General features: G+C 52.7%; 24 protein-coding genes and 1 riboswitch. Of the genes, 15 read left to right on the top strand and 9 right to left on the bottom strand.

The window, feature by feature from the left end:
• Positions 1-145: 145 nt before the first annotated feature.
• The 5 genes from rnhC (at position 146) to WCI03_06185 (ending at position 6,508) form a co-directional block, all read left to right on the top strand.
• The gene (gene rnhC / locus WCI03_06205; protein MEI8139445.1) at positions 146-1,162 is read left to right on the top strand and encodes a ribonuclease HIII; all 1,017 of its coding nucleotides are present in this window, start codon (positions 146-148) and stop codon (positions 1,160-1,162) included.
• Positions 1,159-2,082 (top strand): 50S ribosomal protein L11 methyltransferase, encoded by a 924-nt coding sequence (prmA, locus tag WCI03_06200; protein MEI8139444.1) that lies wholly within the window; start codon positions 1,159-1,161, stop codon positions 2,080-2,082. The genes rnhC and prmA overlap by 4 nt, the downstream gene beginning before the upstream one ends.
• Positions 2,079-5,282: an SNF2-related protein gene (locus WCI03_06195; protein MEI8139443.1), complete on the top strand. Its 3,204-nt coding sequence runs from the start codon at positions 2,079-2,081 to the stop codon at positions 5,280-5,282. The genes prmA and WCI03_06195 overlap by 4 nt, the downstream gene beginning before the upstream one ends.
• A 66-nt stretch (positions 5,283-5,348) precedes the next feature.
• Positions 5,349-5,966 (top strand): exonuclease domain-containing protein, encoded by a 618-nt coding sequence (locus WCI03_06190; protein MEI8139442.1) that lies wholly within the window; start codon positions 5,349-5,351, stop codon positions 5,964-5,966.
• A gap of 8 nt (positions 5,967-5,974) precedes the next feature.
• Entirely contained in the window at positions 5,975-6,508 is a 534-nt protein-coding gene (locus WCI03_06185) for a YkgJ family cysteine cluster protein (GenBank protein ID MEI8139441.1), read from the top strand.
• An 18-nt stretch (positions 6,509-6,526) separates the two neighbouring features.
• On the opposite strand, the gene WCI03_06180 is transcribed toward WCI03_06185, so the two are convergent.
• The gene (locus WCI03_06180; GenBank protein MEI8139440.1) at positions 6,527-6,790 is read right to left on the bottom strand and encodes a VF530 family protein; all 264 of its coding nucleotides are present in this window, start codon (positions 6,788-6,790) and stop codon (positions 6,527-6,529) included.
• Positions 6,791-6,843: 53 nt separating this feature from the next.
• Here WCI03_06180 and WCI03_06175 point away from each other — a divergent pair, with 53 nt between their 5' ends.
• The gene (locus WCI03_06175; GenBank protein ID MEI8139439.1) at positions 6,844-8,436 is read left to right on the top strand and encodes an NAD(P)/FAD-dependent oxidoreductase; all 1,593 of its coding nucleotides are present in this window, start codon (positions 6,844-6,846) and stop codon (positions 8,434-8,436) included.
• A 34-nt stretch (positions 8,437-8,470) separates the two neighbouring features.
• Here the strand turns inward: WCI03_06175 and thiE are convergent, their stop codons facing one another.
• Genes thiE through thiS form a run of 4 tightly spaced genes read right to left on the bottom strand, consistent with a single transcriptional unit; the run spans position 8,471 to position 11,244 of the window.
• Positions 8,471-9,127, bottom strand: coding sequence for a thiamine phosphate synthase (thiE, locus tag WCI03_06170; GenBank protein ID MEI8139438.1), 657 nt, complete (start codon positions 9,125-9,127; stop codon positions 8,471-8,473).
• The gene (thiH, locus tag WCI03_06165) at positions 9,124-10,251 is read right to left on the bottom strand and encodes a 2-iminoacetate synthase ThiH (GenBank protein MEI8139437.1); all 1,128 of its coding nucleotides are present in this window, start codon (positions 10,249-10,251) and stop codon (positions 9,124-9,126) included. The genes thiE and thiH overlap by 4 nt, the downstream gene beginning before the upstream one ends.
• Positions 10,248-11,036 (bottom strand): thiazole synthase, encoded by a 789-nt coding sequence (locus tag WCI03_06160; GenBank protein MEI8139436.1) that lies wholly within the window; start codon positions 11,034-11,036, stop codon positions 10,248-10,250. The genes thiH and WCI03_06160 overlap by 4 nt, the downstream gene beginning before the upstream one ends.
• A gap of 7 nt (positions 11,037-11,043) precedes the next feature.
• Complete coding sequence (gene thiS / locus WCI03_06155) at positions 11,044-11,244, bottom strand: sulfur carrier protein ThiS (protein ID MEI8139435.1); 201 nt, start codon at positions 11,242-11,244, stop codon at positions 11,044-11,046.
• Between the two features lie 22 nt (positions 11,245-11,266).
• Positions 11,267-11,360: riboswitch (TPP riboswitch) on the bottom strand.
• A 153-nt stretch (positions 11,361-11,513) separates the two neighbouring features.
• Between thiS and WCI03_06150 the strand changes: the two genes are divergently transcribed.
• From WCI03_06150 to WCI03_06120, 7 genes are all read left to right on the top strand, one after another.
• Entirely contained in the window at positions 11,514-13,532 is a 2,019-nt protein-coding gene (locus WCI03_06150; GenBank protein ID MEI8139434.1) for a response regulator, read from the top strand.
• A 66-nt stretch (positions 13,533-13,598) separates the two neighbouring features.
• Positions 13,599-14,555 (top strand): UDP-glucuronic acid decarboxylase family protein, encoded by a 957-nt coding sequence (locus WCI03_06145; protein ID MEI8139433.1) that lies wholly within the window; start codon positions 13,599-13,601, stop codon positions 14,553-14,555.
• Positions 14,556-14,569: 14 nt separating this feature from the next.
• Positions 14,570-15,115, top strand: coding sequence for a GrpB family protein (locus WCI03_06140; GenBank protein ID MEI8139432.1), 546 nt, complete (start codon positions 14,570-14,572; stop codon positions 15,113-15,115).
• Between the two features lie 165 nt (positions 15,116-15,280).
• Positions 15,281-15,922 (top strand): TetR/AcrR family transcriptional regulator, encoded by a 642-nt coding sequence (locus tag WCI03_06135; GenBank protein ID MEI8139431.1) that lies wholly within the window; start codon positions 15,281-15,283, stop codon positions 15,920-15,922.
• An 80-nt stretch (positions 15,923-16,002) separates the two neighbouring features.
• On the top strand, positions 16,003-17,415 hold the full coding sequence (locus WCI03_06130) for a KamA family radical SAM protein (GenBank protein ID MEI8139430.1): 1,413 nt from the start codon (positions 16,003-16,005) through the stop codon (positions 17,413-17,415).
• Between the two features lie 8 nt (positions 17,416-17,423).
• Complete coding sequence (locus WCI03_06125; GenBank protein ID MEI8139429.1) at positions 17,424-18,416, top strand: ATP-grasp domain-containing protein; 993 nt, start codon at positions 17,424-17,426, stop codon at positions 18,414-18,416.
• The gene (locus WCI03_06120; GenBank protein ID MEI8139428.1) at positions 18,413-19,981 is read left to right on the top strand and encodes a GNAT family N-acetyltransferase; all 1,569 of its coding nucleotides are present in this window, start codon (positions 18,413-18,415) and stop codon (positions 19,979-19,981) included. Before WCI03_06125 ends, WCI03_06120 begins: the two co-directional genes overlap by 4 nt.
• Positions 19,982-19,995: 14 nt before the next feature.
• On the opposite strand, the gene WCI03_06115 is transcribed toward WCI03_06120, so the two are convergent.
• Positions 19,996-20,274, bottom strand: a complete 279-nt coding sequence (locus tag WCI03_06115; GenBank protein MEI8139427.1) for an HU family DNA-binding protein — start codon at positions 20,272-20,274, stop codon at positions 19,996-19,998.
• A 153-nt stretch (positions 20,275-20,427) separates the two neighbouring features.
• Here WCI03_06115 and WCI03_06110 point away from each other — a divergent pair, with 153 nt between their 5' ends.
• Positions 20,428-21,351, top strand: coding sequence for a lysophospholipid acyltransferase family protein (locus WCI03_06110; GenBank protein MEI8139426.1), 924 nt, complete (start codon positions 20,428-20,430; stop codon positions 21,349-21,351).
• Here the strand turns inward: WCI03_06110 and WCI03_06105 are convergent.
• Entirely contained in the window at positions 21,299-22,012 is a 714-nt protein-coding gene (locus WCI03_06105; protein ID MEI8139425.1) for a 16S rRNA (uracil(1498)-N(3))-methyltransferase, read from the bottom strand. The two genes, WCI03_06110 and WCI03_06105, sit on opposite strands and share 53 nt — an antisense overlap.
• Positions 22,013-22,044: 32 nt before the next feature.
• Between WCI03_06105 and WCI03_06100 the strand changes: the two genes are divergently transcribed.
• Entirely contained in the window at positions 22,045-23,094 is a 1,050-nt protein-coding gene (locus WCI03_06100) for a tRNA-dihydrouridine synthase family protein (protein MEI8139424.1), read from the top strand.
• 11 nt (positions 23,095-23,105) lie between these two features.
• Here the strand turns inward: WCI03_06100 and WCI03_06095 are convergent, their stop codons facing one another.
• Positions 23,106-24,029 (bottom strand): homoserine kinase, encoded by a 924-nt coding sequence (locus tag WCI03_06095; protein MEI8139423.1) that lies wholly within the window; start codon positions 24,027-24,029, stop codon positions 23,106-23,108.
• 54 nt (positions 24,030-24,083) lie between these two features.
• Positions 24,084-24,668 (bottom strand): HPr family phosphocarrier protein, encoded by a 585-nt coding sequence (locus tag WCI03_06090; protein ID MEI8139422.1) that lies wholly within the window; start codon positions 24,666-24,668, stop codon positions 24,084-24,086.
• Between the last annotated feature and the right edge of the window lie 178 nt (positions 24,669-24,846).

Genomic DNA, 24,846 nt, shown 5'->3' with positions numbered 1-24,846 from the left:
TTTATCTTCTAGATATTTTTTTTGGAGTCTGAGCCGCGTGATGATGGTGTGCCATAAGGGTTCTTAAATCGTCATCCGGCTATTAGGGCGTTGTGGCCCAAATATATTTTGCCTGCCATGAGAAGTTTGATATAACTAAGCGTTTATGGAACAACGAAATTCGTTCACATTTGAGTTGTCTGAAATCCAGCAGGCGGCCCTGATTATGCTCCTCGAAGGGGGGAACTATAAGCGGGCAACCGTGCCCTATTCCACTATTGCCGTTGACGGCGATCATTGCAGGATTGTTCTCTATACCTCAGGCAAAGTCTGTGTACAGGGCAAGGGAGCGCAGGATTTCGTCACCTTTACTCTCGAACCGCTGGTTCTGATGTCCGCCCAAGTTGGCTATGAAGACGTGCTTAACCCCGAGGCCCTGGCCCCACATATCGGTGTAGATGAAAGCGGAAAAGGCGATTTTTTCGGCCCCATGGTCATTGCCAGCGCCTACACTGATCAACCGATCATTGAAAAGATGCGTGAACTGGGGGTCAAAGACAGCAAGAAAATCTCCACCGACAAGCGTATTCTTGAACTCGCCCGCGAAATCCGGAAACTTCTGGGGGATCGCTTTACGCTGATCCATATCGGCCCGGGCAAATACAATCAACTGTACGCCAAAATGCGGAGCGTCAACGCCATGCTAGCCTGGGGACATGCCCGCGCCATCGAAAACATGCTGGAAAAAATCCCCACTTGTCCGCGCGCGATCTCAGATCAGTTCGGCAGCAAAGAGCAGGTAAAGCGCGCTTTGATGAATAAGGGCAAAAAAATTGAACTGGTCCAAATGCACCGCGCTGAAGCGGATCTGGCCGTGGCCGCCGCCTCTATCTTGGCACGGGAAGCTTTTGTCCTTGGAATTCAACGACTGGGCGAACAGTACGGCGTCAAACTTCCCAAAGGAGCCTCCGAGATGGTTCAAATGGCCGCCGTGGAACTGATCAAAAAGCATTCCCCGAAGGTTTTACTAGATACGGCCAAATGCCATTTCAAAACCACCGAGTCCGTTCTGGCACGTGTTCACGAGACCCGCGCCGTGCTGGGCCCGGATGGCGCAGTTCAATCAAAGCCTTATAGCCGATTTCCGAAGAAGTCAGGCGCCAAAAGCCAGGAGTCAGAATGACGAAACCCGCCTCCAAACCTGATTTTCCCCTCCTTTATGTTGCCCGTCTGGAAACCTCCAGCCGGCTTGCAGAGCTCTACGATGACTATTCTGTCGAAGGGGGCGATGATCAATGCACGGCCTGGTTTGACGCTGACCGCGATCTGGCCATCATTGAGTATTTTTGTGCCACCAAGGCAGAGGCTGAACATCGCCTCGCGGCGATGGCGGCCGTTCTGGCCCCCCACCAGGGACAGGATGCCCTGAAAAGTGTCATCCGCGAACTTCCCGTTGAAGATTGGGCTGAAGCCTGGAAGAAATTTTTCCACACCGAAAAAGTTTCAGACCGGATCTGGATCAAGCCATCATGGGAAACCTGTCCCGCACACCCCGACGACATCGTGGTTGAAATTGATCCCGGCATGAGCTTTGGTACCGGACAACATGGCACCACTCGTGGTTGCTTGGAAATGATTGACCAGCTGGCCGTAACACACTCCGGTGCTACCTTCGCCGACCTGGGCTGCGGTTCGGGAATCCTCACCATTGCTGCCGCCAAATTGGGGTATTCCCGGCTGATCGCACTGGACAATGATCCCCTTGCCGTTCGAATCGCACGTGAGAATGCAGAACTGAATGGCGTGGCCGACCAAATCAGGTTCATGACGGGGGATGTCTCGGAAGCGGGACTTGAAGGTGCTTGCGACATTGTCGTCGCCAATATTCTGGCCACGGTGTTGATTGCCAACGCACAAGTGCTCGTAACCTTTATGGCCCCCATCCCCCAAGCTTGCATCATTCTGTCCGGTATTCTCAATCCCCAGGCTGCCGATGTCCAAGCCGCCTTTGAGGCACAATACCTGAGTGTCGTCGAGAGCATTCAACGTGGCGAATGGACCACCCTCTGTATGAAAAAACGGGATACAGTCCATCTCATATGACCCGAGCTCCCATCACACACAAAATCCTGATCAACTGGGCGGGCCAACGCGTCTTCCAGGATGCCAAGGCTTTGGTTGAGCGGGGCCTGGTTCAGGATGTAGCTTATGAAGAACCCTTCGTCACCGGCACCGTTCTCTGGAGCAACCGGCCTCTAAAAACCTCGGTACGTATCCTGCAAGATGGGTCTGCCCAGAATCACTGCCCTTGTCGGGATAGCAAGGAGCGGGGCATCATCTGTGCCCATGTGGTCGCCTTATGTCTGGAATTGATCCGCCGCGCCAATAATCCGGAGATGGAGGCGAAGCGGCAGGAAGAACTCCGCCGTGCCGAGCGTATCGCCAAATTTAATGAAGCAGCCTATGTCAAGCGCACCCGCAATGGCACCCCCGGAAGTACGGACGCACATATCCGGCTAACCCTCAAGAGTGGCTGGCGTCGTGAAGTTTTGAATCATCGGATCCCGATCCGCTGTGATGCCCTGATCAAGGATCAGGTCATTCCTCTCAGCAATGTCCCCCCGACCACGAGTCTGGGTCTTAATCAAAAGGATGAATCCGTCCTTTTCGTACTGGAAGATATCTGCGAGGGACCCGCCCAAAGCGAGATCGATCTCAAACCGCAGGACTTCGTCTCCTTATTGCAATTATTGCAAGGGCTTCAGATTGAGGAAGAACAGAACCCCCTGCCCATAACCGTCACCGCCACGAAACTCACCTCATTCCTGCATCTTGATCTCGACCGCGATAATGGGGAACTGATCTTGATGATTCACACTGAGATCCCGTTCCGCCAAGCCACCGAAATCCCGCTGTACGTGGTAGCCGGTCGGCATGGCTGGGTATTCGGGGCCAATCATTTCTGGCCTTTAGAACAGATTTTACCAGACCCGATCCGCTCCATTTACGTTGAACCCGTCATCATTCCCCGAACCTCTGTCCCCCGCTTCATGCAGGCAGAACTGCCGATGCTGGCAGGATTCATGAGGGTGGAAAGCGATCTGTCCCTGGAACTATTCCCCATCGAGCCAGCCCAACCCAAATTCAGATTCGTCATCAAGGGAAGTCCGGCCTCACTCGCCGGAACCCTATATGCCGAATACAACGGTTTCAAAATGGTGACCGTCAAAAAAGATCCCCAGGGACATTTTGCCATTCCGGACCCGAATGACTTTCTCCGCTACCTGGTCCGGAATCTTGACGCCGAGAAAAGGGCCACCGAATTTCTGGCCCAATACGGGTTCAAAGGGGAAACCGGTGACACTTTTACACCCGTGGTGGGATGTCGGGAAGTATTGAACTTCCTCGGCAGTCATGTCCCCGCCCTGCGGCGTAAAGGCTGGAAGGTCGAACTGGAAGGCCGGGTCGACGGTTTCATGGAAAAGGCCGAATTTGCCACTCCGGTTGTTCATATTAATTACAAGGATGAGGAGTCAGGCTGGTTTGAGGTCGGCTTTGACTTTGAAGATGGCACCGGCAACCGCCTCACCTCCGCCGAAATCCAACGTGCCCTGCGTAAAGGGGACTCGTTCATCGACCACAACGGCCGGACCATCATGCTGGACGCCGAGGCGATTGAGGGCATGATCGAAGTCTTCCGGGATTGTTCCAGCGGCGAGAGCACCCAACCCGGTGTGTTCCGCATGCCGTCCGTTTACGCCTCGTATGTTAAAAACTCCCTTGATGCCCTTGACGGCGTGGACGTCGAAGCCCCGCTGGCATGGCGCAATCAGGCGCAGAGACAGTCGGATGGTCTCGCTATTGAACCGGCCACGATTCCACCCGCCCTCGATGCCATTCTCCGCCCCTACCAGAAGGAAGGGGTCAGTTGGCTGCGCTTCCTGGAGACCAACACGTTTGGCGGAATTCTGGCCGACGAAATGGGACTGGGGAAAACGCTTCAAACCTTGGTCTGGTTACAGATGGAACGCTTTCATCCCGCCGTCCGCGGAAAACCATGCCTGATTGTCTGCCCTACCAGTCTTGTGGGAAACTGGGCCGAAGAAGCTCAGCGCTTCGTGCCGTCACTGAAGGTCCTCACGCTCTCTGGAATTGATCGGCATGCCAAGTGGGCAGAGTTGCCGCAAGCCCATCTGGTGGTGACCTCCTACGCCCTGCTCCGACGCGATGCAGAGCATTATCGGGAACATGACTTTGGCGTTCTGGTGCTGGACGAAGCCCAGCATATTAAAAACCGATCCACCCAAAATGCCATTGTCGCGAAGGAGATGAAGGCCTTTCATAAAGTGGTGCTCACCGGTACACCCATTGAAAACAGCGTGTCAGACCTGTGGTCGATTATGGACTTCCTGATGCCGCATTATCTGGGCAGTCATGACAGTTTCCGGCACAACTGCGAACTGCCGATTGCCGGTGGTGGGCCGGAAGGCGAAGCGGCACAAGCCCGACTCCGCCGCAAGCTCCAGCCTTTTCTGATGCGCCGCCTGAAGGTCGACGTGGCAAAAGATCTGCCGCCACGCATCGAACGCATTGCGGCCTGCACCCTCAGCGCCGACCAGAAGGCCGTGTACAAACAGCTGATCGACAGTTCGCGTAACAAACTTACCGATCTGGTTGCCAAACAGGGCTTCCAGAAATCACGCATGGAAGTGCTCAAGACCCTGTTGCGCCTGCGTCAGGTTTGCTGCCACCTTGATCTCCTCAAGATGGAAGGGCTAAAAGTCGAGGCGCCATCAGCCAAAATGGAGCTCTTCTTCGAACTCCTGGACGAGGCTTTGGACGGCGGACACCGCGTCCTGGTATTCAGTCAGTTCGTCTCCATGCTCACCATCCTGCGCGCTCAGATGGATCACAAACAAATCCCCTATTGTTACTTGGATGGCGCCACCAAGGATCGTATGAGCGTGGTCCACAAATTCAATACCGATCGCAAGATTCCAGTATTCCTGATCAGTTTGAAAGCCGGTGGCGTCGGATTGAACCTGACGGGTGCCGACATGGTCATCCATTTCGACCCCTGGTGGAATCCCGCCGTGGAGAATCAGGCCACCGATCGAGCCCATCGTATCGGCCAGAAACGAACCGTTTACAGCGTCAAACTCATTACCAAGGGTACCGTTGAAGAAAAAGTGCTCGAGTTACAGCGCCGCAAAAAGGCCATTATCGACGCCACCCTGACCACCGGCGAGAATGCCTTCACGGCCATGACCTGGACGGATATCCAGGACTTGCTGACCTTGTAACCCCTTCTCATCATTCTCGTAATCCGAATCGTAATCGTAATCCTAATCCTAAATCACAGGGAACTCATGAACGCATCAGCAGGACCGTATCTCGTCTGGTTTGACACCGAATATTCGACCTTAGAGCTTGAACAGGCCCACCTGCTGCAGGTTGCCATGGTTATTACCGACATGCAGGGGCGTAGGATAGCCCCCGCGGAAAAGGATCTGGTGACACCTGTTCGACTTCCTCTAACGGCATCCGTCAGTGACTTTGTGGCGAAAGAGTGTCCGGATATCGTCACTCAGGCCCGTTCAGAAAACGCCCCCACCGTGTCGGATGTGGACCACCTTCTAGCCTCTACCATTGACGCTCTGGTGGGGCCGATGGTGGCAAAAATCAAAGACCGTCCTATACTGGCGGGGAATACCATCCATGCCGACTGGTGGTTTGCCCAGCGATATCTGCCACAATTCCTGACGCGACTCCATTACAGAATGCTGGACGTCAGCTCTCTGAAAATCCTCTGGTTGGATGCCAAGCTCGGACCGGAGTTCGAGAAGGAAAATATTACCCTGATGCAGGACTATCTCTCCGGCTGGATCCTGCCCAAACAGGCAAAACGGCATGATGCACTCTATGACGTGATGTGCTCCATTGCCGAATTGAATTTCTACCGGCGCCATTTCATTAAAACGGTATAACTACCTTTATGAATATCATCACGGAACTTAAAACCATCAAACGGTTGGGAAAACTCCGGCAGGCGGAGAATGATGATTTTCGAATGTATGTGAGGGAGTTACCCTACTCCATCAAGGCCATCGATCAGGCCGTTGAGCAGGCCTACAGCGCGATCACGCGAAAAGTAGATTGTACCGACTGCGCCAACTGCTGTCGCAAGCTCAATCCTACGCTGACCCTTGCCGATGCCAAACGGCTGGCCCGCCACCTCGGGATGACCTTGAAATCATTTACCGCCCGATATCTCCAGAAAATAAAGCAGGACAAAAAAGACGTTTTGATTTTTCAAAAACGCCCCTGCCCCTTCTTGAAACAGAAACATTGCACAGTCTATGAAGTTCGCCCACGTGATTGCCGGTCCTACCCCCATTTACACCGGCGCGGCTTCGTTTTCAGGGTCCGCCAATCCGTCGAAAATTACGATTGCTGTCCGATTGTTTTCAACACCTACGAAACCCTTAAAAACAAGCTCGCCCGCCGCCTCCGTCCCGCAGCCCAGTAAAACGATCAGGACTTGGAATCAGGTATCTTTGGGGGACCACACCATTTTCGTTTCGACATCGTTTGAGGTGATCAGGCGCAAATACAGAGCTTCGACACGCTCCCGAGCCCAGGGAGTCCGACGGAGAAACTTCAAACTGGAGCTGACGCTGGGATTCATGGTGAAACAACGAACAGGGATCATTCTCCCCAACTCGTCCCATCCATAGTGCGCCAGTAAATCATCCAGGATCTTAGTAAGCTTAATGCCGTGAAGAGGATCTCGAGGGTGCTGCGTGTTCATGAATTGGTTATTCGTTATTGGTTATTAAGGTAATGGAGTGTAGATTTTCGAGCATGCGAATTCAAGTACAACAAGTGAGTGTCCCCCTCAGTTATGACAATGCAGTCATATTGCAACGAGTCAGTCGGAAAGTTGGCTGCCAGCCATCCGACCTCTCAAATCTTCAAGTTCTACGCCGTTCACTGGATGCCCGACCACGTAATCCCGAGCCCGTTTTCGTCCTGTCGATAGCCGTCGATCTCGGTTTAGCCGCCCTCCCCAAGGAGGCACACCTGCCGAGTATTGAGATTTGCGAGAGCATTCCACTGGTGGAGGCCGCGCCTATGTCATGCAGTCGGGCAAAGCATAAGCCACGCCCCATCGTGGTTGGAGCTGGTCCCGCCGGACTGATGGCAGCGTACAAACTAGCTATGGCCGGAGCCCGCCCCCTATTAATCGAACGGGGCGAGGCCGCCCCTGCAAGGGGCACCAAAGTGGCCCAGTTCTGGAACGATGGTACCCTTGACCCGGAAAGTAATGTCCTTTACGGCGAAGGGGGAGCCGGCCTTTTCTCGGACGGCAAACTCACCGCACGCAGCAAAGAGCGGGGCCGAATCCGCGAGTTTATGGAATTGCTCCATGCATGCGGCGCAAGTGATACCGTACTGATTGATGCTGAGCCACATGTCGGCAGTGACGTGCTGCTGGATATTGTTCCCCGCCTGCGCCAGCGCATAATCGAGGCAGGCGGTGAGGTAAGGTTCGGAGCGCGTTTGGAAAAATTAATCATTAAGGATAGGGCACTTCAAGCCGTCGTGATTCATGGCCAGGAAATTGCCTGCGATTATTGCTTCCTCGCTGTTGGCCATAGTGCCCATGATGTGTATGTCATGCTGGCTGCGGCCGGGGTAGAACTCACCCCCAAACCCTTCGCCGTCGGCGTCCGGCTTGAGCTGCCCCAAACCACGATAAATAAGGCTCAATATGGCCGTTTTGCAGGAAGCCCCTTACTTGGCGCAGCCAGTTTCCGATTGACGCGACGTGAGGAAAAGGGAATCCGATCCTGCTACAGTTTCTGTATGTGTCCGGGTGGAAAAGTGATCAGTTGTGCCTCGGAACCCCGACTGCTGACCACCAATGGCATGAGCTATTCCAAACGCTCATTGCCACTGGGGAACGCCGCCTTTCTCGTCCCGGTCGGGCCCACTGATTACCCCGCTCACGCCAATCCCGCCCTGGCGGGCCTGGAGTTCCAACGACAACTGGAGCAGGCGGCCTTCGCTGCGGCCGGTGGGGCCTATATTGTCCCCGCTACCCGACTTGTAGATTTTCTGGCAAAACAAGCCCCTGCTTCTTTGCCGGATGGCCGATCCTGTCCGCGGGCTGTCCCAGTCGAATTCCGAAGTATTCTACCACCATTTGTCACCCGCACATTAGAAGTCGCCATTCCCCTCATGCTGAAGGAACTGAACGGAAGCAAACTGGAGGAAGTGATTCTTTATGCACCCGAGACTCGCAGTTCAAGTCCCCTCTGGATCACACGAAATCCTGAGGGAGAGTCCACCAACACCCGTGGCTTATACCCTATTGGGGAAGGGGCAGGCTATGCTGGTGGAATCGTCAGTTCTGCACTGGATGGGATGAGGGCAGCCGAAAAAAACAGTTAGCGCGAGGCAGTGGACAGCAACTGCTCACGGCTAATTAGCGACTGCTCACTATTTGCCCCAGTAACGTTCTCGCTGCTTCCTCAGGATCCGGTGCAGCGGTCACGGCGGTCACAAGTGCAATGGTACGGGCGCCCGCTGCGATGAGACCGGGGAAATGGCTTTTCTTGATGCCCCCCATCACCGTGAAGGGGATCCGTGCCACCGTTGCGATAGTACGAAGTCCCTCAAGCCCCAGATACTCACCTTTCCACACCTTGGTCCCAGTCGGATAAATCGGCCCGATATTGATATAGGAAGCCCCTTCATTCTGGGCACGCACTGCCTCCTCAACGTTATGGGTGGAGGACCCAATAATCATTTCAGGTGCCAGGCGTCGGGCTGCAGGAATAGGAAAATCATCCTGTCCCAGATGAACACCATCCGCCCCCACGGCCAAGGCCACATCCACCCGATCATTGATGATCAGGAGACATCCCGCCGACGAAGTCATGGCCCGGATTTGTTCCGCCAACTTGACATAGTCGCAGAGCGGCATACTTTTTTCCCGGAGTTGAATCAACTTCACACCGCCCGCCAGTGCGGCCCTCACGATCTCAACCGTGGTTCGTTCTGCCGAAAGTGCCTGCGATGTAACCAGATAAAGACCTGCCGCCTGAAAACGCTGCATACGCTCTGAGTGTAGTCCGCTCATGTGTCATCCTTATGTAAGCTATACACACTATCCCAATTCTTGAAAACTGGCTCCAGGCCCTTGTCTCGTAAAGCGGTAAAGAAGGTTTCGATATCCCGGTTATCATTGATTTGGAACTGGCCATCCGGAGAAGAGGTGGGCGCGCGATACCCCCCCACGGTCGTCCGACTAGCTATACTCATTTTTGACACCCCCACCCCGGCGATGCCATCACGGAACTTGGCGTTTTCGCGAGTTGACACCACCAACGGGATATCCGGCATACAAATCCTGAAGGCAAAAATGATCCGGGCCAGCAAACGCTCATCCACTAGAAACGGAGGCTGAAATCCACCTTCCTGGGGACAAACCCTCGGGAATGAAATCGTCACCCCCGATTGCCAGAATTTTCGGCGCAAGGCACGGGCATGCCGATACAGTGCAAGGGTATCAAACATCGGATCGCTAATCCCCAGTAACGCACCCAATCCCACATAGCGCATTCCCGCCTCCAACACACGGGAGGGAGCGTCCAGACGATTGGCGTAATCCCGCTTAGGGCCCCAGCGATGCAGTGCCTGATATTGAATGGGCTCATAGGTTTCCTGATAGAGCGTGACACCAACACAGCCCGCCGCAGCCAACTCCCGATACTCATCAGTCGTCATGGGAAAAGCTTCCACCGTAATAGCCGCAAAATGTTTAGCAGCCTCAGCCACGGCATCACGAAGATATTCAAAGTCAGCCTGGGGAGAACGCTCTCCTGTAAGCAACAGCACCTCCTCAAACCCCATTGCCTTAAGGGCCACAAATTCACTCAGCATCTCATCACGGCTCAGTCGGCTGCGCGGCTGGGAGCGGTCGGCGGCAAACCCGCAATAGGCACAGCCGCCGGGGCAATAATCAGAGAGATAAAGCGGCGCATAGATGGAGATAGTCCGGCCAAAATGATTCTCCGTCAGATGTTTGGCCCGCTGAGCCATTTCCTCCAGCAACCCGTCCGCCGCTGGCGAGATCAGGGCAGCAAATTCAGCCTCGGTCGGAGCGGAGGACGTCAACGCACGCCGCACATCCAGCTCCGAGGCCGCGCGAGCCTTAAGTAACCAGGGCGATGGCGCAAGTTCTGTCGGGAGTTCAGAGATCACGCATGATCCCCTGTCAGAAACGAGGTCAAAGGGCTGGTTGCCACGGCATGACCGCTTTGAGCCATAAGGCCAGCCAGCCGGGCCGCAGCCCCTGCCTTGACGGCCCATGAAAACGCAGAGGCCATACCCACAGGATCACCCGCAGCGGCAATAGCGCTGTTAACCAAAACGGCACTGCAGCCCATTTCCATGGAGGCCGCGGCTTCAGAGGGGGAGCGGATGCCGGCATCCACAATGACGGGAATCCCGCTATCGGCAATAATCAACTTAACCATTTCGGCGGTGGATAAACCATGGCCTGAACCGATAGCTGAACCCAGGGGCATAACGGCAGCGCACCCCACATCTTCCAGTCGCTTAGCCAGAACAGGATCCGCTGGCATATAGGGCAACACGATAAATCCTTCCTGGGCCAATTGCCGGGAGGCCTCATAGGTCTCGATCGGATCCGGCATGAGATGGTGTGGATTAGGATGAATTTCAACCTTCACAAAGCGACTCCCCGATAATTCACGCCCCAACATGGCCGCTCGAACCGCCTCAGCCGCATTCCGTGCCCCGGAGGTATTCGGAACCAACGTAATTCCAAGTTTTACCAACGGCCCCAATAAATCATCTGATGGCCGCTCCCGGTTAAACCGACGCAGGGCAACCGTTACCAATTGCGCCCCTGAAGCCTTAATCGCAGCCAACATCACCTCAATAGACGAAAATTTCCCCGTGCCCACCAGCAAGCGGGACTCAAACTCCTGCCCACCCAAAATTAATTTATCATTAGTTTTCATCACGATATTATCCCCCCCCCATGAAAGACAGCACCTCAAGACGATCCCCTTCCTTGAGTACCATGCCTGCTCGTTCAGTCCTAGGAATCACCTGATCGTTCACCATGAGAGCAACAGCCTCAGGATTGGCACCCAGTTGCTTTAAAAGGTCGTCAAGCGAAGCCATCCTGTTAAGTTCATGTGTATTGCCGTTTACAATTATTTTCATAAAAAAAGCGCCCCTTTTTGAGGCGCCTTCCAGTTATAATCCCTACGCTGGAATGACCCAGACAGGTTCAACGGGTATAATCTCAGCCCAACGAAAGGGCACCCCAAGATTTGGACATAATAGTACTCTACCCCCGCCCTCTGTCAAGCAAGCTGGCCGACCATTCTGTCGGAAAGATTCGAGTCGAAATCCAAAATCATAAGGATGGATCAGACTCTTCGGGAGCCTCCTTGACGAGAGGCGATTAATCGGGATAATATGTAACAATAATGATTAACAGTATAACATCACCAGTGAATCTGACCTATCGGCTTTCCAGCCTGACCCAATTGCTGGCACGGATGGAAACTCATACCCATGATGAATCCGAAAACGAAGCCCGTCGATTGGTCGCCTTGCTACGGGCCTCCAGTGAGTTCCGGGGCATGGATGACCTGTTGCAATCTGCACGGAATGCTGAACAGGCGACCTCCGCGGCATTCCCTGACAAACTGCAGGAACTGATTTCCGAAATCCAACATGCACTTGAGCGCACCCCCGATAATACAGGACTGGTGCTGATTGTGTCATCTGACAAAATCTACAGCTCGCTTCTTGTGGAAAGCTTAAAGGCACAGAATCATCAAGCGCTTATAGCAGAATCTCGACGCAAGGCCGACGAGTTGCTCTCCAGCGCCCCGGTGGCATTCTGTATCGTAGACGTTGTTCTGGCTGATCTGGACGGCAGAGCATTTATCAATGAACTACGGAACCATCCTGAGACAGCCGCCCTTCCTATTATCGCAATTACACCCAGCATTACAGGAACCCGCTACAATCACCCCTCGGCATTTTCCGTGCCGGGTGCAGATGGTGTTTTCTCTAAGTCCGCTGTCCTGGAAGATATTGCCAATTATCTAACGCTTCGGCTTAAACGAAATTATATGAAAGGCCTGCAATCACGCCGGGATCTGACAACGGGCCTTCCCAACCGCGCAGCCTGCCATGAAATTTTCAAACAGCTTCAACGATCGATTCAAAAGAACGATCCAATGGCATTTGTATTAGTAGGCATCCCTCATTTTGCGGCGCTAAGCAACCACTGCCCCCCCACGGCCTGTGATGAACTCCTGAGGGCAATGGGAGTTATTCTTTCGTCAGAGCTCCGGGCAACTGATGTCGTTGCAAGGTGGGATGTATCAAAATTCGCCATTCTGTTAACAGGCGAGGATCATTTCGGGGCAACCAAGGCGGTGGAGAAATTGCTTCCAGAACTATCCCATTTGACAATTAAAAATTCGACAGGACAACTGATTCCCATCGTCGTGTGTATCGGGATTACCATCCACGACTCAAACACCGCTATTGAAGACGCGGCTCTCCGAGCGGAAAGCCACCTCTATATGGCCTTTAGCGAGGCCGATTCCCATTCAGCCAGAAATCAAATCATCTCGGACGCCGCCCCAATCTCTCACCGGGAGGAACCCGTCGCGCTCTGCCTGACGAATCCGAACGTAGCGAATGTGATCAAACAGATTCTCGAACGGGAGACGTTTCGGGTGGAAACTTTTACAAACACCGAAAGCGTTTTTCAGCGCATGACCAGTACCCCCTTCAGCCTGCTCATTTTGGATGACGAGCTTCCGCAAGAAAGCGGCTTCCATCTTTTGCAACAACTGAATACACAAAAATACGCCAGTGCGCTAAGCACCATGATGATGGTTAGCAACAAAGAGAGTATTGAACGCGTCATGAAACTTGGTGCCAGCGATTATTTCCTCAAGCCCCCCGCCATGCCTGAATTTCTGAGTCAAATCAGGCGGATTATCAGCCATAATAGTTCGCTTCAATCTCCCCCAGGAATCACGATCATGGTTGTCGATCACGAGCTTCCCCAGTTATTACTGGCAGGAACAACCCTCCATCAAATGGGGACCTGCCAAATTCTGCTGGCGAAGAGTGCGGCTGATGCTCTGCACCGGCTTAAGAGCTCACATCCGGATTACCTGATTCTGGACACCCTCCTCCCTTTCATCAGCGTGCAAGAGTTTATAAATCAAATAGAAAATATGGACTGGCTGAAAAACACAAAGATCATACTGGCCGCGCAGCAACCGGCCACCCCTCCTCCTCTAGCCGAGAGGCAACCTATTCTTGGTGTCATCTCGCGCCCCTATATGCCCGCCATTTTACTTGAAGAGTTGCGCAAATGGATTCCGACTCTTCCCAAAACCAATAAAGGACGTAGTCCGGCAGACCCCCGTTTGCTGGAACTGGAGATTCAGAGAATTCTCGCGCTCAAACCCTAGGAACAAATTTCTTATTTTTCACCACTCTTCTTGCCTCTCACACTTAATCACCTATATATTCACCTCATGAAAACACTGACATCAAAGCGAATTCTGGTCACCGGTGGAGCTGGCTTTGTAGGTTCGCATCTATGTGAGAAGCTTATCGCGCAGGGACATGAGGTTATTTGTGTTGATAATTATTTTACCGGGACAAAAGCCAATATCGCGCATCTACTGGCTAATCCATTTTTTGAACTCATGCGACATGACGTCACGTTCCCCCTCTATGTCGAAGTGGATGAGATATACAATCTGGCCTGCCCCGCCTCTCCCATTCATTATCAATACGACCCCGTGCAAACCACCAAAACCAGCGTACATGGTGCCATTAATATGTTGGGGCTCGCGAAGCGCGTCCGCGCCAAAATTCTTCAGGCCTCTACCAGTGAGGTCTATGGTGATCCCCACGTCCACCCCCAACGCGAAGATTATTGGGGTCATGTCAATCCCATCGGAATTCGATCCTGCTATGATGAAGGGAAACGCTGTGCGGAAACCCTGTTCTTCGACTATCACCGCCAGAATAAAGTGCGAATCAAGGTAGCGCGTATTTTCAATACCTACGGTCCCAGAATGCATCCTAATGATGGGCGAGTCGTCTCAAATTTCATCGTTCAGGCCCTGCGTAATGACGCCATCACTATTTATGGCGACGGAAAACAAACCCGGTCTTTCTGCTATGTGAATGATCTGGTCAACGGTCTGATGAGCCTCATGAACTCCACAGATGAGGTGACCGGCCCCATCAACCTCGGCAACCCTGGCGAATTCACCATGCTCGAATTGGCTGAAAAAGTCATTTCGCTCTCAGGCTCAAAATCCAAACTGAATTTTATGCCCCTGCCCGCCGATGATCCCAAGCAACGTCAGCCCGACATAACCCTGGCCAAAACCATCCTCCAATGGCAACCCACCATCGCGCTTGACGAAGGCCTCACCAAAACGATTGCCTACTTCAGAGATTTATTGAACCGCAGTTAAGCTCTGGCAAATAAATGAAAACCATGATTGGCCTCACGCCCGGCACAGTTAAATTGCGCCATTATACAGCCTTGTGGCGGAATCGGTTCCGGACCGAAGATCGGCGGCTAAAGCGTTATACGAGCGGCTCACGCTATCTGCTTGAGCATATCGGCAGCACCGCCATTCAAAGACTTGATGCCAAGCCGATCATTGACATGGCCATGATGATCCCCAGTCTGCGCCGCCTTCCACTTTGGATTAAGAGACTTGAAGCGGCCGGTTATGCCTACAAAGGTGAGTATGGACTTCCCGGACGACATTTTTTCATACGTGGAAATCCGGTGACCCATCACCTTCATCTCGTTTCAAAAGGCAGTGAACACTGGCCCCGTTGGCTTCTCTTCAGAGATTATCTCAGGGCCAATCCTGCCGAAGCGCAAAAATACAATAATCTAAAAAAAGCCCTTGCCAAAAAATACAGGCACAACCGTGATGCCTATACCAAAGCAAAAACCCCACTGGTCAATCAATTACTGGCAAAAGCAATGAAACTTCAAAAAAACATTAAAGTTTGTTGAAAGTTTATTGACGGTATAGTCAGTAGCGACTATTTTCCCCTTAAACAAGAGAACAATAAGAAACCACAAGCTATTGTGTGTATCTTGAGAATCAAGGCTTAATGGCCGCAACAACAAGCGAAAAAGCGACCAAATAGTCAGTTTTGACTTACTGGTGACGAAAAAATGGACGACGAACCAGACCCTAGAACTGAGGGCAGAGCATCGCGACGGGCTACCAAAACCCGACAGCGATTGCTAGACGCTGCCCTCTATGTCTTCAATACCAAAGGTATTGAAGCCTGTGCCATCGAAGATATCACTGAAAGTGCGGATGTCGGCAAAGGGACGTTCTACCGCCACTTTATGGATAAAATGGATGTTCTCCGCACTCTTCTCGATCTGGCTACTGATGATTTGATCCTGCGCATGCCCACCACCACCACTGCCCCTCTCTCGCTTGAAGATCGGATCACCCAGCTTTTTAATGCCCATGTAACGTTCCTATCTGAACGCGCAGACTTGTTTAATGTTTTTTTGCAAGGCCAGATGATGGTGGCAGCGCGGTCAGCAGCCGTGCCGGGACTTCAACCCCCGTTCGCCCGATACATCACCGAACTGGAGCAACGCTTAGCCCCGATACTTCCGGCTCCTGTTAATGCCGTTGACACGCGTCGCTTGGCTGTCGCCATCGCCGCCACCATTTGCGGACACATCACCGTCGGCCTATCCATTTTAAGTAGTAAACATGACGTGATCACTAACCTCGATCTGGCGCGACAGTCGCTGCTGATCGGCACGTCGCAACGACCGAGGTGTGCCGTGTAGACCGGCCTGTCAGGTATGGTTTGTTCGGAATTTAGATTTTTATATCAGTTTAAAAAAAGCTTTTTAACCAGGAGTTTTAGATGAATAGCAATAATAATATGACAAACGAGTTAGTCTCAGTAAAAGAAGAACCTCCGCTTAGTAGTAGTGATGAGCCTGCAAGTACAAGCTCTGCCGCGCCCCTGCCCTCATCCACGCTCAACCCTCAACAAAACCCAAAGTGGAATGACTGGCGCTGGCAGGTTCGGAACCGCATCCGGACGTTCAATGAACTCACAGAATTCTTCCCCTCACTAAAAACCAATAAGGGCATTGCCCGGGTATGTGAAAAATACCCCATGGCCATCACCCCTTATTACGCCTCACTCATCAAAACAACAGATCTATCTGATCCTGTTTTCCAGATGAGCGTGCCTCAGGGGCAGGAACTTTTTGCACCCGACTTCCTGCATGCGGATCCTTTGGAAGAAGAGGAAGATATGCCTGTACCAGGATTGATTCACCGGTACCGAGACCGCGCACTCTTGATGGCAACCACCATGTGCTCAATGTATTGCCGCCACTGCACCCGGAAGCGTGTAGCCGGATACCAGGAATCCTGTATTGATGTCGCCCAACTGAACACCATCACGGGCTATCTCCGGGCTCATCCGGAAATCAAGGATGTAGTCATCTCCGGCGGAGATCCGCTGACTATGGCAACCTCTCTGCTGGAACGTATTCTGGCCGCCGTACGCTCAGTACCCAGCGTGGATATCATCCGGATCGGGACTCGCGTTCCGGTAGTCTTGCCCCAACGGATTAATTCAGAACTAACCCAGATGTTGGCGAAATACCATCCGGTGTGGGTTAACACCCATTTTAACCATCCCAACGAGATCACCACTGAATCCACAGCCGCCTGCGCCAAGCTGGTCAATGCCGGAATTCCGCTCGGGAACCAGACGGTACTTCTGCGAGGTATCAACGACTCCCCTCAGGTGATGGAGGAACTTTTGCGCGGTCTCGTGAAAATCCGCGTCCGCCCTTATTACCTTTTCCAATGCGATCTGGTAAGAGGGGTTGAGCATTTCCGTACCCCGATCAGTAGAGGTATTGAGATCATGGAATATCTTCGTGGGCGGCTTAGCGGTCTGGCCATCCCGGCCTATGTGGTCGACGCCCCGCACGGTGGCGGCAAGATCCCTGTATTGCCCAATTACATTATCTCTTCCAGTCCGACACACACCGTGCTCCGGAACTTTGAAGGCATGATTGTTAACTATCCCGAACCGATGGAACCCATGGCCCGCACTCCGGCGCCTGCCGGGACACGAAGTGGAAGCCACGGCGTCTGGGAAGTGGCCGCAGGCCATTCTTCGGTGATTACGCCTGCAAACTCCAATCGAAACAAACGTCGATCCGCCCGCAAGTATCAGAAGCCGGATCCTGGACAGGAACATCCCGAATTCCGGATCTTGTTGGAATCACTTATGGCGGAAGGCGGAGGTTAAGACCCCACGTGAGCCTAACCATCGGATTGACCTATGACTTGAAGCGCGACTATCTCGCCCTCGGCTACAAAGAGGAGGATGTCGCTGAGTTTGACGCAGATGTCACCATCGACACCATCGAGCGCACCATTGCCGAGCTCGGGTTTAAACCCGAGCGTATTGGACATGTCCGCGCACTTTGCAGCAAACTGGCCGCCGGGGCCCGCTGGGATCTGGTCTTCAACATTGCCGAGGGCGTTTCCGGTCGCAGCCGGGAAGCACAAATCCCCTGCATGTTAGAAGCCTTTGATATTCCGTACACGATGTCGGATCCGTTGGTCTGTGCTGTCACTCTCGACAAAGCGGTGGCAAAACGGATTCTCAAGGCGGAAGGTCTCAATACGGCGGGCTTTCACGTGGTTCATAGCGAATTCGACGTTGCCAAGGTCAATCTGCCCTTCCCTCTTTTTGCAAAACCTATCGCCGAGGGAACGGGTAAAGGAATCGACCGCACCTCAAGGATTACGAACTCCGCCGAATTGCGGGCGGTCTGCCAGACCCTGCTGCTGAAATATAACCAACCGGTTCTGATTGAAGAATTTCTACCCGGCCGCGAATTTACTGTGGCCATTCTTGGCACGGGGGCCAAGGCACGTGTCATGGGGACCATGGAGGTCTGTTTCCGCGACAACTCCGCCCCCACCATTTACACCTACGAGGTGAAGGAAAACTACACCCACTATGTAGATTATCATTGCCCCCCTCGCACACCGGAAACCGAAGCGGTCGAAAAGCTGGCATTGGATTCTTACCGAGCCCTGGAACTCCGTGACGCTGGACGGGTGGATATCCGCATGGACCGGGACGGCAACCCTTCATTTATGGAAGTCAATCCGCTCCCCGGTCTTAATCCCCTCCACTCAGATCTCCCAATTATCGGCAAGCTCATTGGAATGAGCTATAAAGATATTATCAGCGCCATCATCGATAGCGCATGCTCCCGATTGGCAACACCGGCATGAATTTCCCCTGCGACCAGATCCTCATTTTGCACCATGCTCTCCCCGCGCCCGGCAGTTGCCAGAGCGTCGAGAGTGATGCCGGCGTCATGGAGGAAGTTCACGCCGTAGCCAAAGCCTTAAAGTCGCTTGCAATTCCGTTCAGGATCATGGCAGTGGAGTCACTCGCCACCCTCCCTGCAATTCTGCAAAGCGCCCCTGAACGTCTGGTTTTTAATCTGGTCGAGAATTTCCCCGGCCGTCCTGCGGATGCCATGCAGGTCCCCATTCTCTGCGAAGCGTTCGGCAAAGAATGTACCGGCAATGACAGCACGTGTCAGGTTTTGGCTCTGGACAAATGGCGAACGAAGGCGATCCTTAAAGCTGCGGGCCTTCCTGTCCCGGCAGGACTCATTATACCGCCCGGCCACGGTGCCGCCATGTGCGCAGCCCTCCCGCCGCCCCCCTGGATCGTTAAACCGCTATTTGCTGACGCGAGTGAGGGCATTCACGCCAGTTCGGTTATTTCCGGTGGTATGGCTAATCTTATAAAAGCAGTCGCACGAGTTCATCGTGAATTCAAGCATCCCGCTCTAGTGGAACAATTTTTTGGTACCCGCGAAATCAACATATCCATCTTTGAAGATGGGGCCACCATCAAGACCCTTCCCGTGGCTGAAATCGAATTCAGGAACTTTGGCAAAGATCGTCCGAGAATTGTGGATTATGCCGCCAAATGGCATACGGATTCCTTCGAATATAAAAACACCGTGCGCGTGATTCCTGCGGTCATGGACAAGGCCATTGCCCGCCGCCTTCAGGCTGCTTCTCTGGCGGCCTGGCACACCATGGGCTGCCGAGATTATGCCCGCGTGGATTTCCGGTTGGATGCGGCGGGCAATTTCGTAATTCTTGAAATTAATCCGAATCCCGATATTTCACCCGATAGCGGCTTTGCCGCCGCTCTCACCGCAACTCGCATCCCGTATCAGAAATTCGTTAGCAAGGTTTGCGGGAATGCGCGCGCTCGTTTGATACTTAGGACGGCCAATCAAAAAGCAGCGCAGCCAAAGGCTGAAAAAAAACAACTGAAAAAAAAGGCCTCATCCAGTATAAAGCCGCGCATCCGTCATAGTGAGGCGTCAGACCGCGATGGCATTCTGGACTTTATGCGGGGGACGGGCTTTTTCCATGATGGGGAAATTGAGGTTGCGCGCGAAGTGCTGGAGGAAGCAATCGCCAAGGGGCCATCAGGACACTACCAATCCTTCACGCTTCTCACAGACGGCCAGCCGGCTGGTTGGATTTGCTGCGGTCCTACCCCATGCACAAAAGGAACGTTTGATATCTACTGGATCGGGGTCAGTGCCAACGCTCAAGGCCGAGGCTTCGGACGAGCCTTACTGGAGCATGTTGAGAAGCACATCCGCCGCGCCAAAGGACGTGCCATCATTATAGAAACCTCCGGGCGCCCCCTCTATGATTCCACACGCGGATTTTATCTCCAGACTGGCTATACCGAATCCGCACGTATCCCCAACTTTTACGATGAAGGGGATGCGCGCGTCATCTACGCTAAGGCGCTATAAGCCAAATCGTGTCATCACCGAGCCGTCAGGATGGCATCTTTCGCGGCCTTGGCGATCTTGAATTTCAATACGGTCTTAGCGGGAATCTCGATTGTTGCGCCAGTGGCAGGATTACGCCCAGTCCGTGCGGCACGTTCCACTTTGACAAGTTTGCCAAGGCCCGGGATGGTGAAACCATCAGAGGCCTCACTAACCGCCATTTTAACTAATGCCTCCAGAATTTCAGCAACCTGCTTCTTTTCGACTCCGGAAGTTTCAGCCAACCCTGCAATGATTTCACTCTTGGTCTTCATAACGCCTCCTCAGTTAGTTGATAAACACGTTGTAACTCTATGCCCTCCGGCATTTTGTAACAAGATGAAAATTTCACTAAAATAGCAAGACCCGCAAAATAATTGACGCCCTGACTTGACCCGCGCCCAATTTCTGAATACGGTGTTACCCCTATGCTTCATCTCATATTAAAAGGATTGACCCATTTCTTTGCCTGGCTGTCGCTTCCCGGGGCACTCACGCTTGGCCGTGGACTCGGCTGGTTTTTTGGCTCCGTCTTGCGTCATCGCCGCAAAGACGCCTCAGAGGCCTTGCGTCGCAGTTTCCCCGAAAAAACTGAACAGGAAAGAAACGCCATCATTGATCGGATGTATCAAAATCTCGGAATGAACCTCATTGAGGAATTCCGACTCCCCTCCGTTACAAAAACCTACCTTGAGGAAAACATCCTGTGGGAGAATGAAGCCTACAGCCATAATGTGCTTACTGCGGGCAAAGGCTTGCTTGTACTTTCAGCCCATCTCGGGAATTTCGATCTGTTATGCACCTTCGCACCCAAGTTCAATTTTCCGACGACAGTCATTACTAAGAGTATTAAAAATGTTACGCTTAATAAATTCTGGATGGATGCCCGGAGCCGATTTGGCCTCAAGTTCGTGCCGGCGCATAACTCCTATCGCCAATGCCTATCCGCCTTGCGAAAAAATGAAATTGTCGCTTTTGTTCTGGACCAAAACATGATCGATACTGAAGGGGTTTTTGTCGATTTCTTTGGCAAAAAGGCCTGTACCTCTCCCGGTCTCGCCTATATGTCCGCCCAATCCGGGGCCGCTGTGGTTCCTGTTTTTATGATCCGCCTGGACAATGGCAGGCATCTCATCAAGGCGTTCCCCGCCATTCCCCCTCCGCCTGACCGTAAACCAGAAACCATTCACGTCTTTACTCAACTGTATACTAAAATCATCGAAGATGTGATCCGGGAATATCCTGACCAATGGACTTGGATTCACCGCCGATGGAAAACAACCCCAAAGGCGGCTTTCGCTACGCCCTCATCAAACGACCAAGAAAAGCAGGAACAGCCTGTTCGGTTCTGAGAATACGTTTCCCCAGGGTGATACATTCAAATCCACGTTCGGTCAGAAGCCCCAGTTCATAATCGGTAAACCCACCTTCCGGCCCGATCGCAAGGGTCATCGGTTCAGAAATATTGGAAGGACAGTCTGAACGCTCACTTGGATGCGCCACCAAACATCGGCTTCCTGCTGCCAAAGCCGATACCTCATCCTCTACAAACGGTTTAAAAAAGGGGTGCATGGTAACTTGAGGCATCTCCGTATCGCGGGCCTGCTCCAACCCGAGCACCAACTGCCGCTGCAATTCCTGATCCTCCAGCCAGGGACTTTTCCAATAACTTTTTTCGACCCGATAAGCCCCAAATAATGCGATACGTTTAACCCCCATCGTGGTGGCACACTGAATGATGCGGCGGAAACATTTCGGCCGCGGCATCGCCAAAAGAAGTGTGATAGGGAGCGGAACCGGCGAAACTTCCTTCAACGTAATGATCAATTCAACGCCTTTATCCGTTATCGCCGAGATGATTCCAGTCCCCAGAAGCCCATTCAAAAGCCCAACCCGCAATGAATCTCCCTTTCCTGCCCGGAGCACGGCACGAATGTGTTCCATTCGCACCCCAAGTAAAACCACCTTATGCTCATCAATAAAATCTGCAGGAAAAAGGAGTATCAGGTTCATTGGGTTGAAAATATGTCGTAAAACGGTTGCACATGCCACCAATATTTGTGAGCATCTACCGGATTATGTCTCCGCCACATCTATTGCACCCTCCCCTCACACTCAGGGGGATACGTTATGATCCCCCGCTCTTCTGCGCCCCTATGGCAGGAATTACCCACAGTGCCTTCAGACGACTTCTGGCTGATTTCGGAGGCTACGGGGCATTGTTCACTGAAATGCTGTCAGCAAAAATGGTTGTTCATGAAGACCCCGCAACCTCCCCTTGGCTTAAACGACGCCCACAGGAAAACCGGGTCATCTACCAGTTGCTGATTACCGATTCCACCCGTCTGCAAGCCACCCTAGCCCGGCTTGCCCCGGTTTCCCGAGATGGAATTGACATCAATCTCGGTTGTCCGTCCGCAACAGTTCAACAGCAGGGCGGAGGTTCAAACCTGTTCGACGATCCCGCCCGGCTTCGCGATATCATCCGTACCATACGACGCGATTTTACGGGACCGCTGACCGTCAAAATCCGCTTGGGCCGTTCCACCCCGGATTGGCGAAGCGTATTACATGACCGGCTGCATCTTTTCGAGGACGAAGGCATTGACGCATTAACCTTACATCCCCGATTCGCGGAAGAATCCCTAAACCGTTATCAGCCCCGACACTCTTTTTATGCCGAGTTGGCAACTGAAACCAAACTCCCCATCATCGCCAACGGGGATATTACGGGAATTTCCTACATCCAGTCGAACGCATCACTCTTTTCCCCTGCAGCAGGGCTTATGATTGGACGAGTGGCAGCGGCACGGCCCTGGATATTTGCACAGTGGTTCCGCCGTGACCTGACCATCGATCATCACGAAGTATGGACGCGACTGTGCAACTACATGGAGGATGATTTTGACCCGAAAAAGGGATTGATCCGACTAAAAGTCTTCACCCCTTACTTCGCGCGAAATTTCGCTTTCGGCCATACCCTTTTTACGGCCATTCAGAGTGCGCCCGATTGGTCAACCGCCAGAGCCCGGGCCGATGAGTTTCTTTCATCAACCCCAGCGCTGAACAAAACCCTTTCCCTCAGCGGTCTGTAGTATGCATTGCCTTATATCAACCTGGTTCCCTGAGAGTCCACCGTAGTGACCCAACTTTTGGACGCAATTCCCAGCGAATTAAACGTAAGTACCATTTGCTTCTCAATAGCCTTCGCCTTCTTAAAATTATCCGTGATGGCGAACAGAGTCGGTCCGGATCCGGAAATGGCTACGCCATCCGCACCGGCTTTGAGCGCATTACGTTTTACCGCATCAAAGCCTGGAATCAATTTGGATCGAACGGGTTCAACGATGACATCATTCAGGCACCTCGAAAACAGGGAATAATCATTTTTCGCAAAGGCAGCTGTGATCAACGCCGTATTCGCCATATTGGCAATAAAGTGTTCCATGGGAACTTGCCGTGGCAACATTTTACGAGCCTCACGTGTAAGCACCACCACATTGGGAGTCACCAGCACAATCTTCAAGCTCCGAATTGACCCAATCCGGGTAACATCCAGCGGGACACAGCACCGGGTCAAGGTTGCCCCCCCCATCAGGGCGGGCGCGGTGTTGTCGGCAAAAAAACCACCTGACACAATGGCTTCGGCTTCGGTCGCCGCAAGAATCAATTGGTCCAAGCTAAGCTGTGCACCGTAAATAATATTGGCAGCAAACGCGCCTGCCGCGGCAGACGCCGCGCTGGAACCAAGACCGGAGCCAATCGGCAAACCCTTGTAAAGGGTGAGTTCAATCCCCCCCTTGATATTGAGATATTTGAAAACATTTGCGGCAGCGAGTGCAGCGGTATTTTTCCTGGGATCGCATGACAGGGGAACCGCCGAATGAACAGCGGCAATGCGGATCTTACCACCAGATAAGCGCCGCGCCTCAACGATATCACCGAGATTTTTGACTGCCAGCCCAAGAACGTCGAAGCCGGGTCCGACATTCCCGATCGTCGCAGGAGAAAACACTTTAATCTGCTTCATGCGCTCATAGTCCCAAGGAGCGCATCCTGCCGCAATCAAAAAGTTTCAGTTGCGTCAAACGCAAATTACATTGTTGATTGATCCCAACGCACTGACGGCCACTGGCGCGGCCGGATCTGCATGCCATTCACCATCGATGACATACTTGTACTGGTATTGCCCGGGAGTAAGCTTGATGGATTTCAAAAAGCAGCCGTTTCGTTTGGTCATGGGATCCGCCTGTGGATCCCACTCGTTAAAATCACCAACCAAATAAGCTTTTTTGGCATCTGGTTTGACTCCACATTTAAAGGTGGTCGCCACGTGTTTTTTGGGTTTGCTATTTTTGATCCCCGACTGACTCTCCTGCATGGTGGCCCCCTTAGTACTCATATCAGCAGAGAACTTTTCTCCTATTGATTTGATTGCCAACTGGGCATCACGCCCCCGGGCTGAAATATAAAGGCGCACCCCATTTCCCGCGCCAAGGGAGAGAATCCCCAGTAAACTTTTCGCACTGGCGATCCGCTGACCGCATCTCACGATAATTTCGGATTCGAACATGCTGGCGACTTTCACAAGCAACCCCGCTGGACGCAGATGCCAGCCCACATCATTCTGAGGTGCCAGCGTCGTAGAAAATTCACAGTTCGAATTCATGGTTCTTGGTCCCTTCCTCCAGCACCTGCAGCGCACATGGGTTATCAAACTCTCAATTCACTTATGGGTTAGAGTAAACTAATTATGAAATGTCACAAGCTAGCCTATCCCTGATTTCTGTATCAGGGAATTCCCGATGGACTCCTTGTTTGCTGTTGTCTTGACTGGCTGGAATCCA

The sequence above is a fragment of the bacterium genome (assembly GCA_037143175.1).
Lineage (GTDB): Bacteria > Verrucomicrobiota > Kiritimatiellia > CAIKKV01 > CAITUY01 > JAABPW01.
Note: the sequence above shows the minus strand (reverse complement) of the source record. Positions and strands in the feature narration are given on the sequence as shown.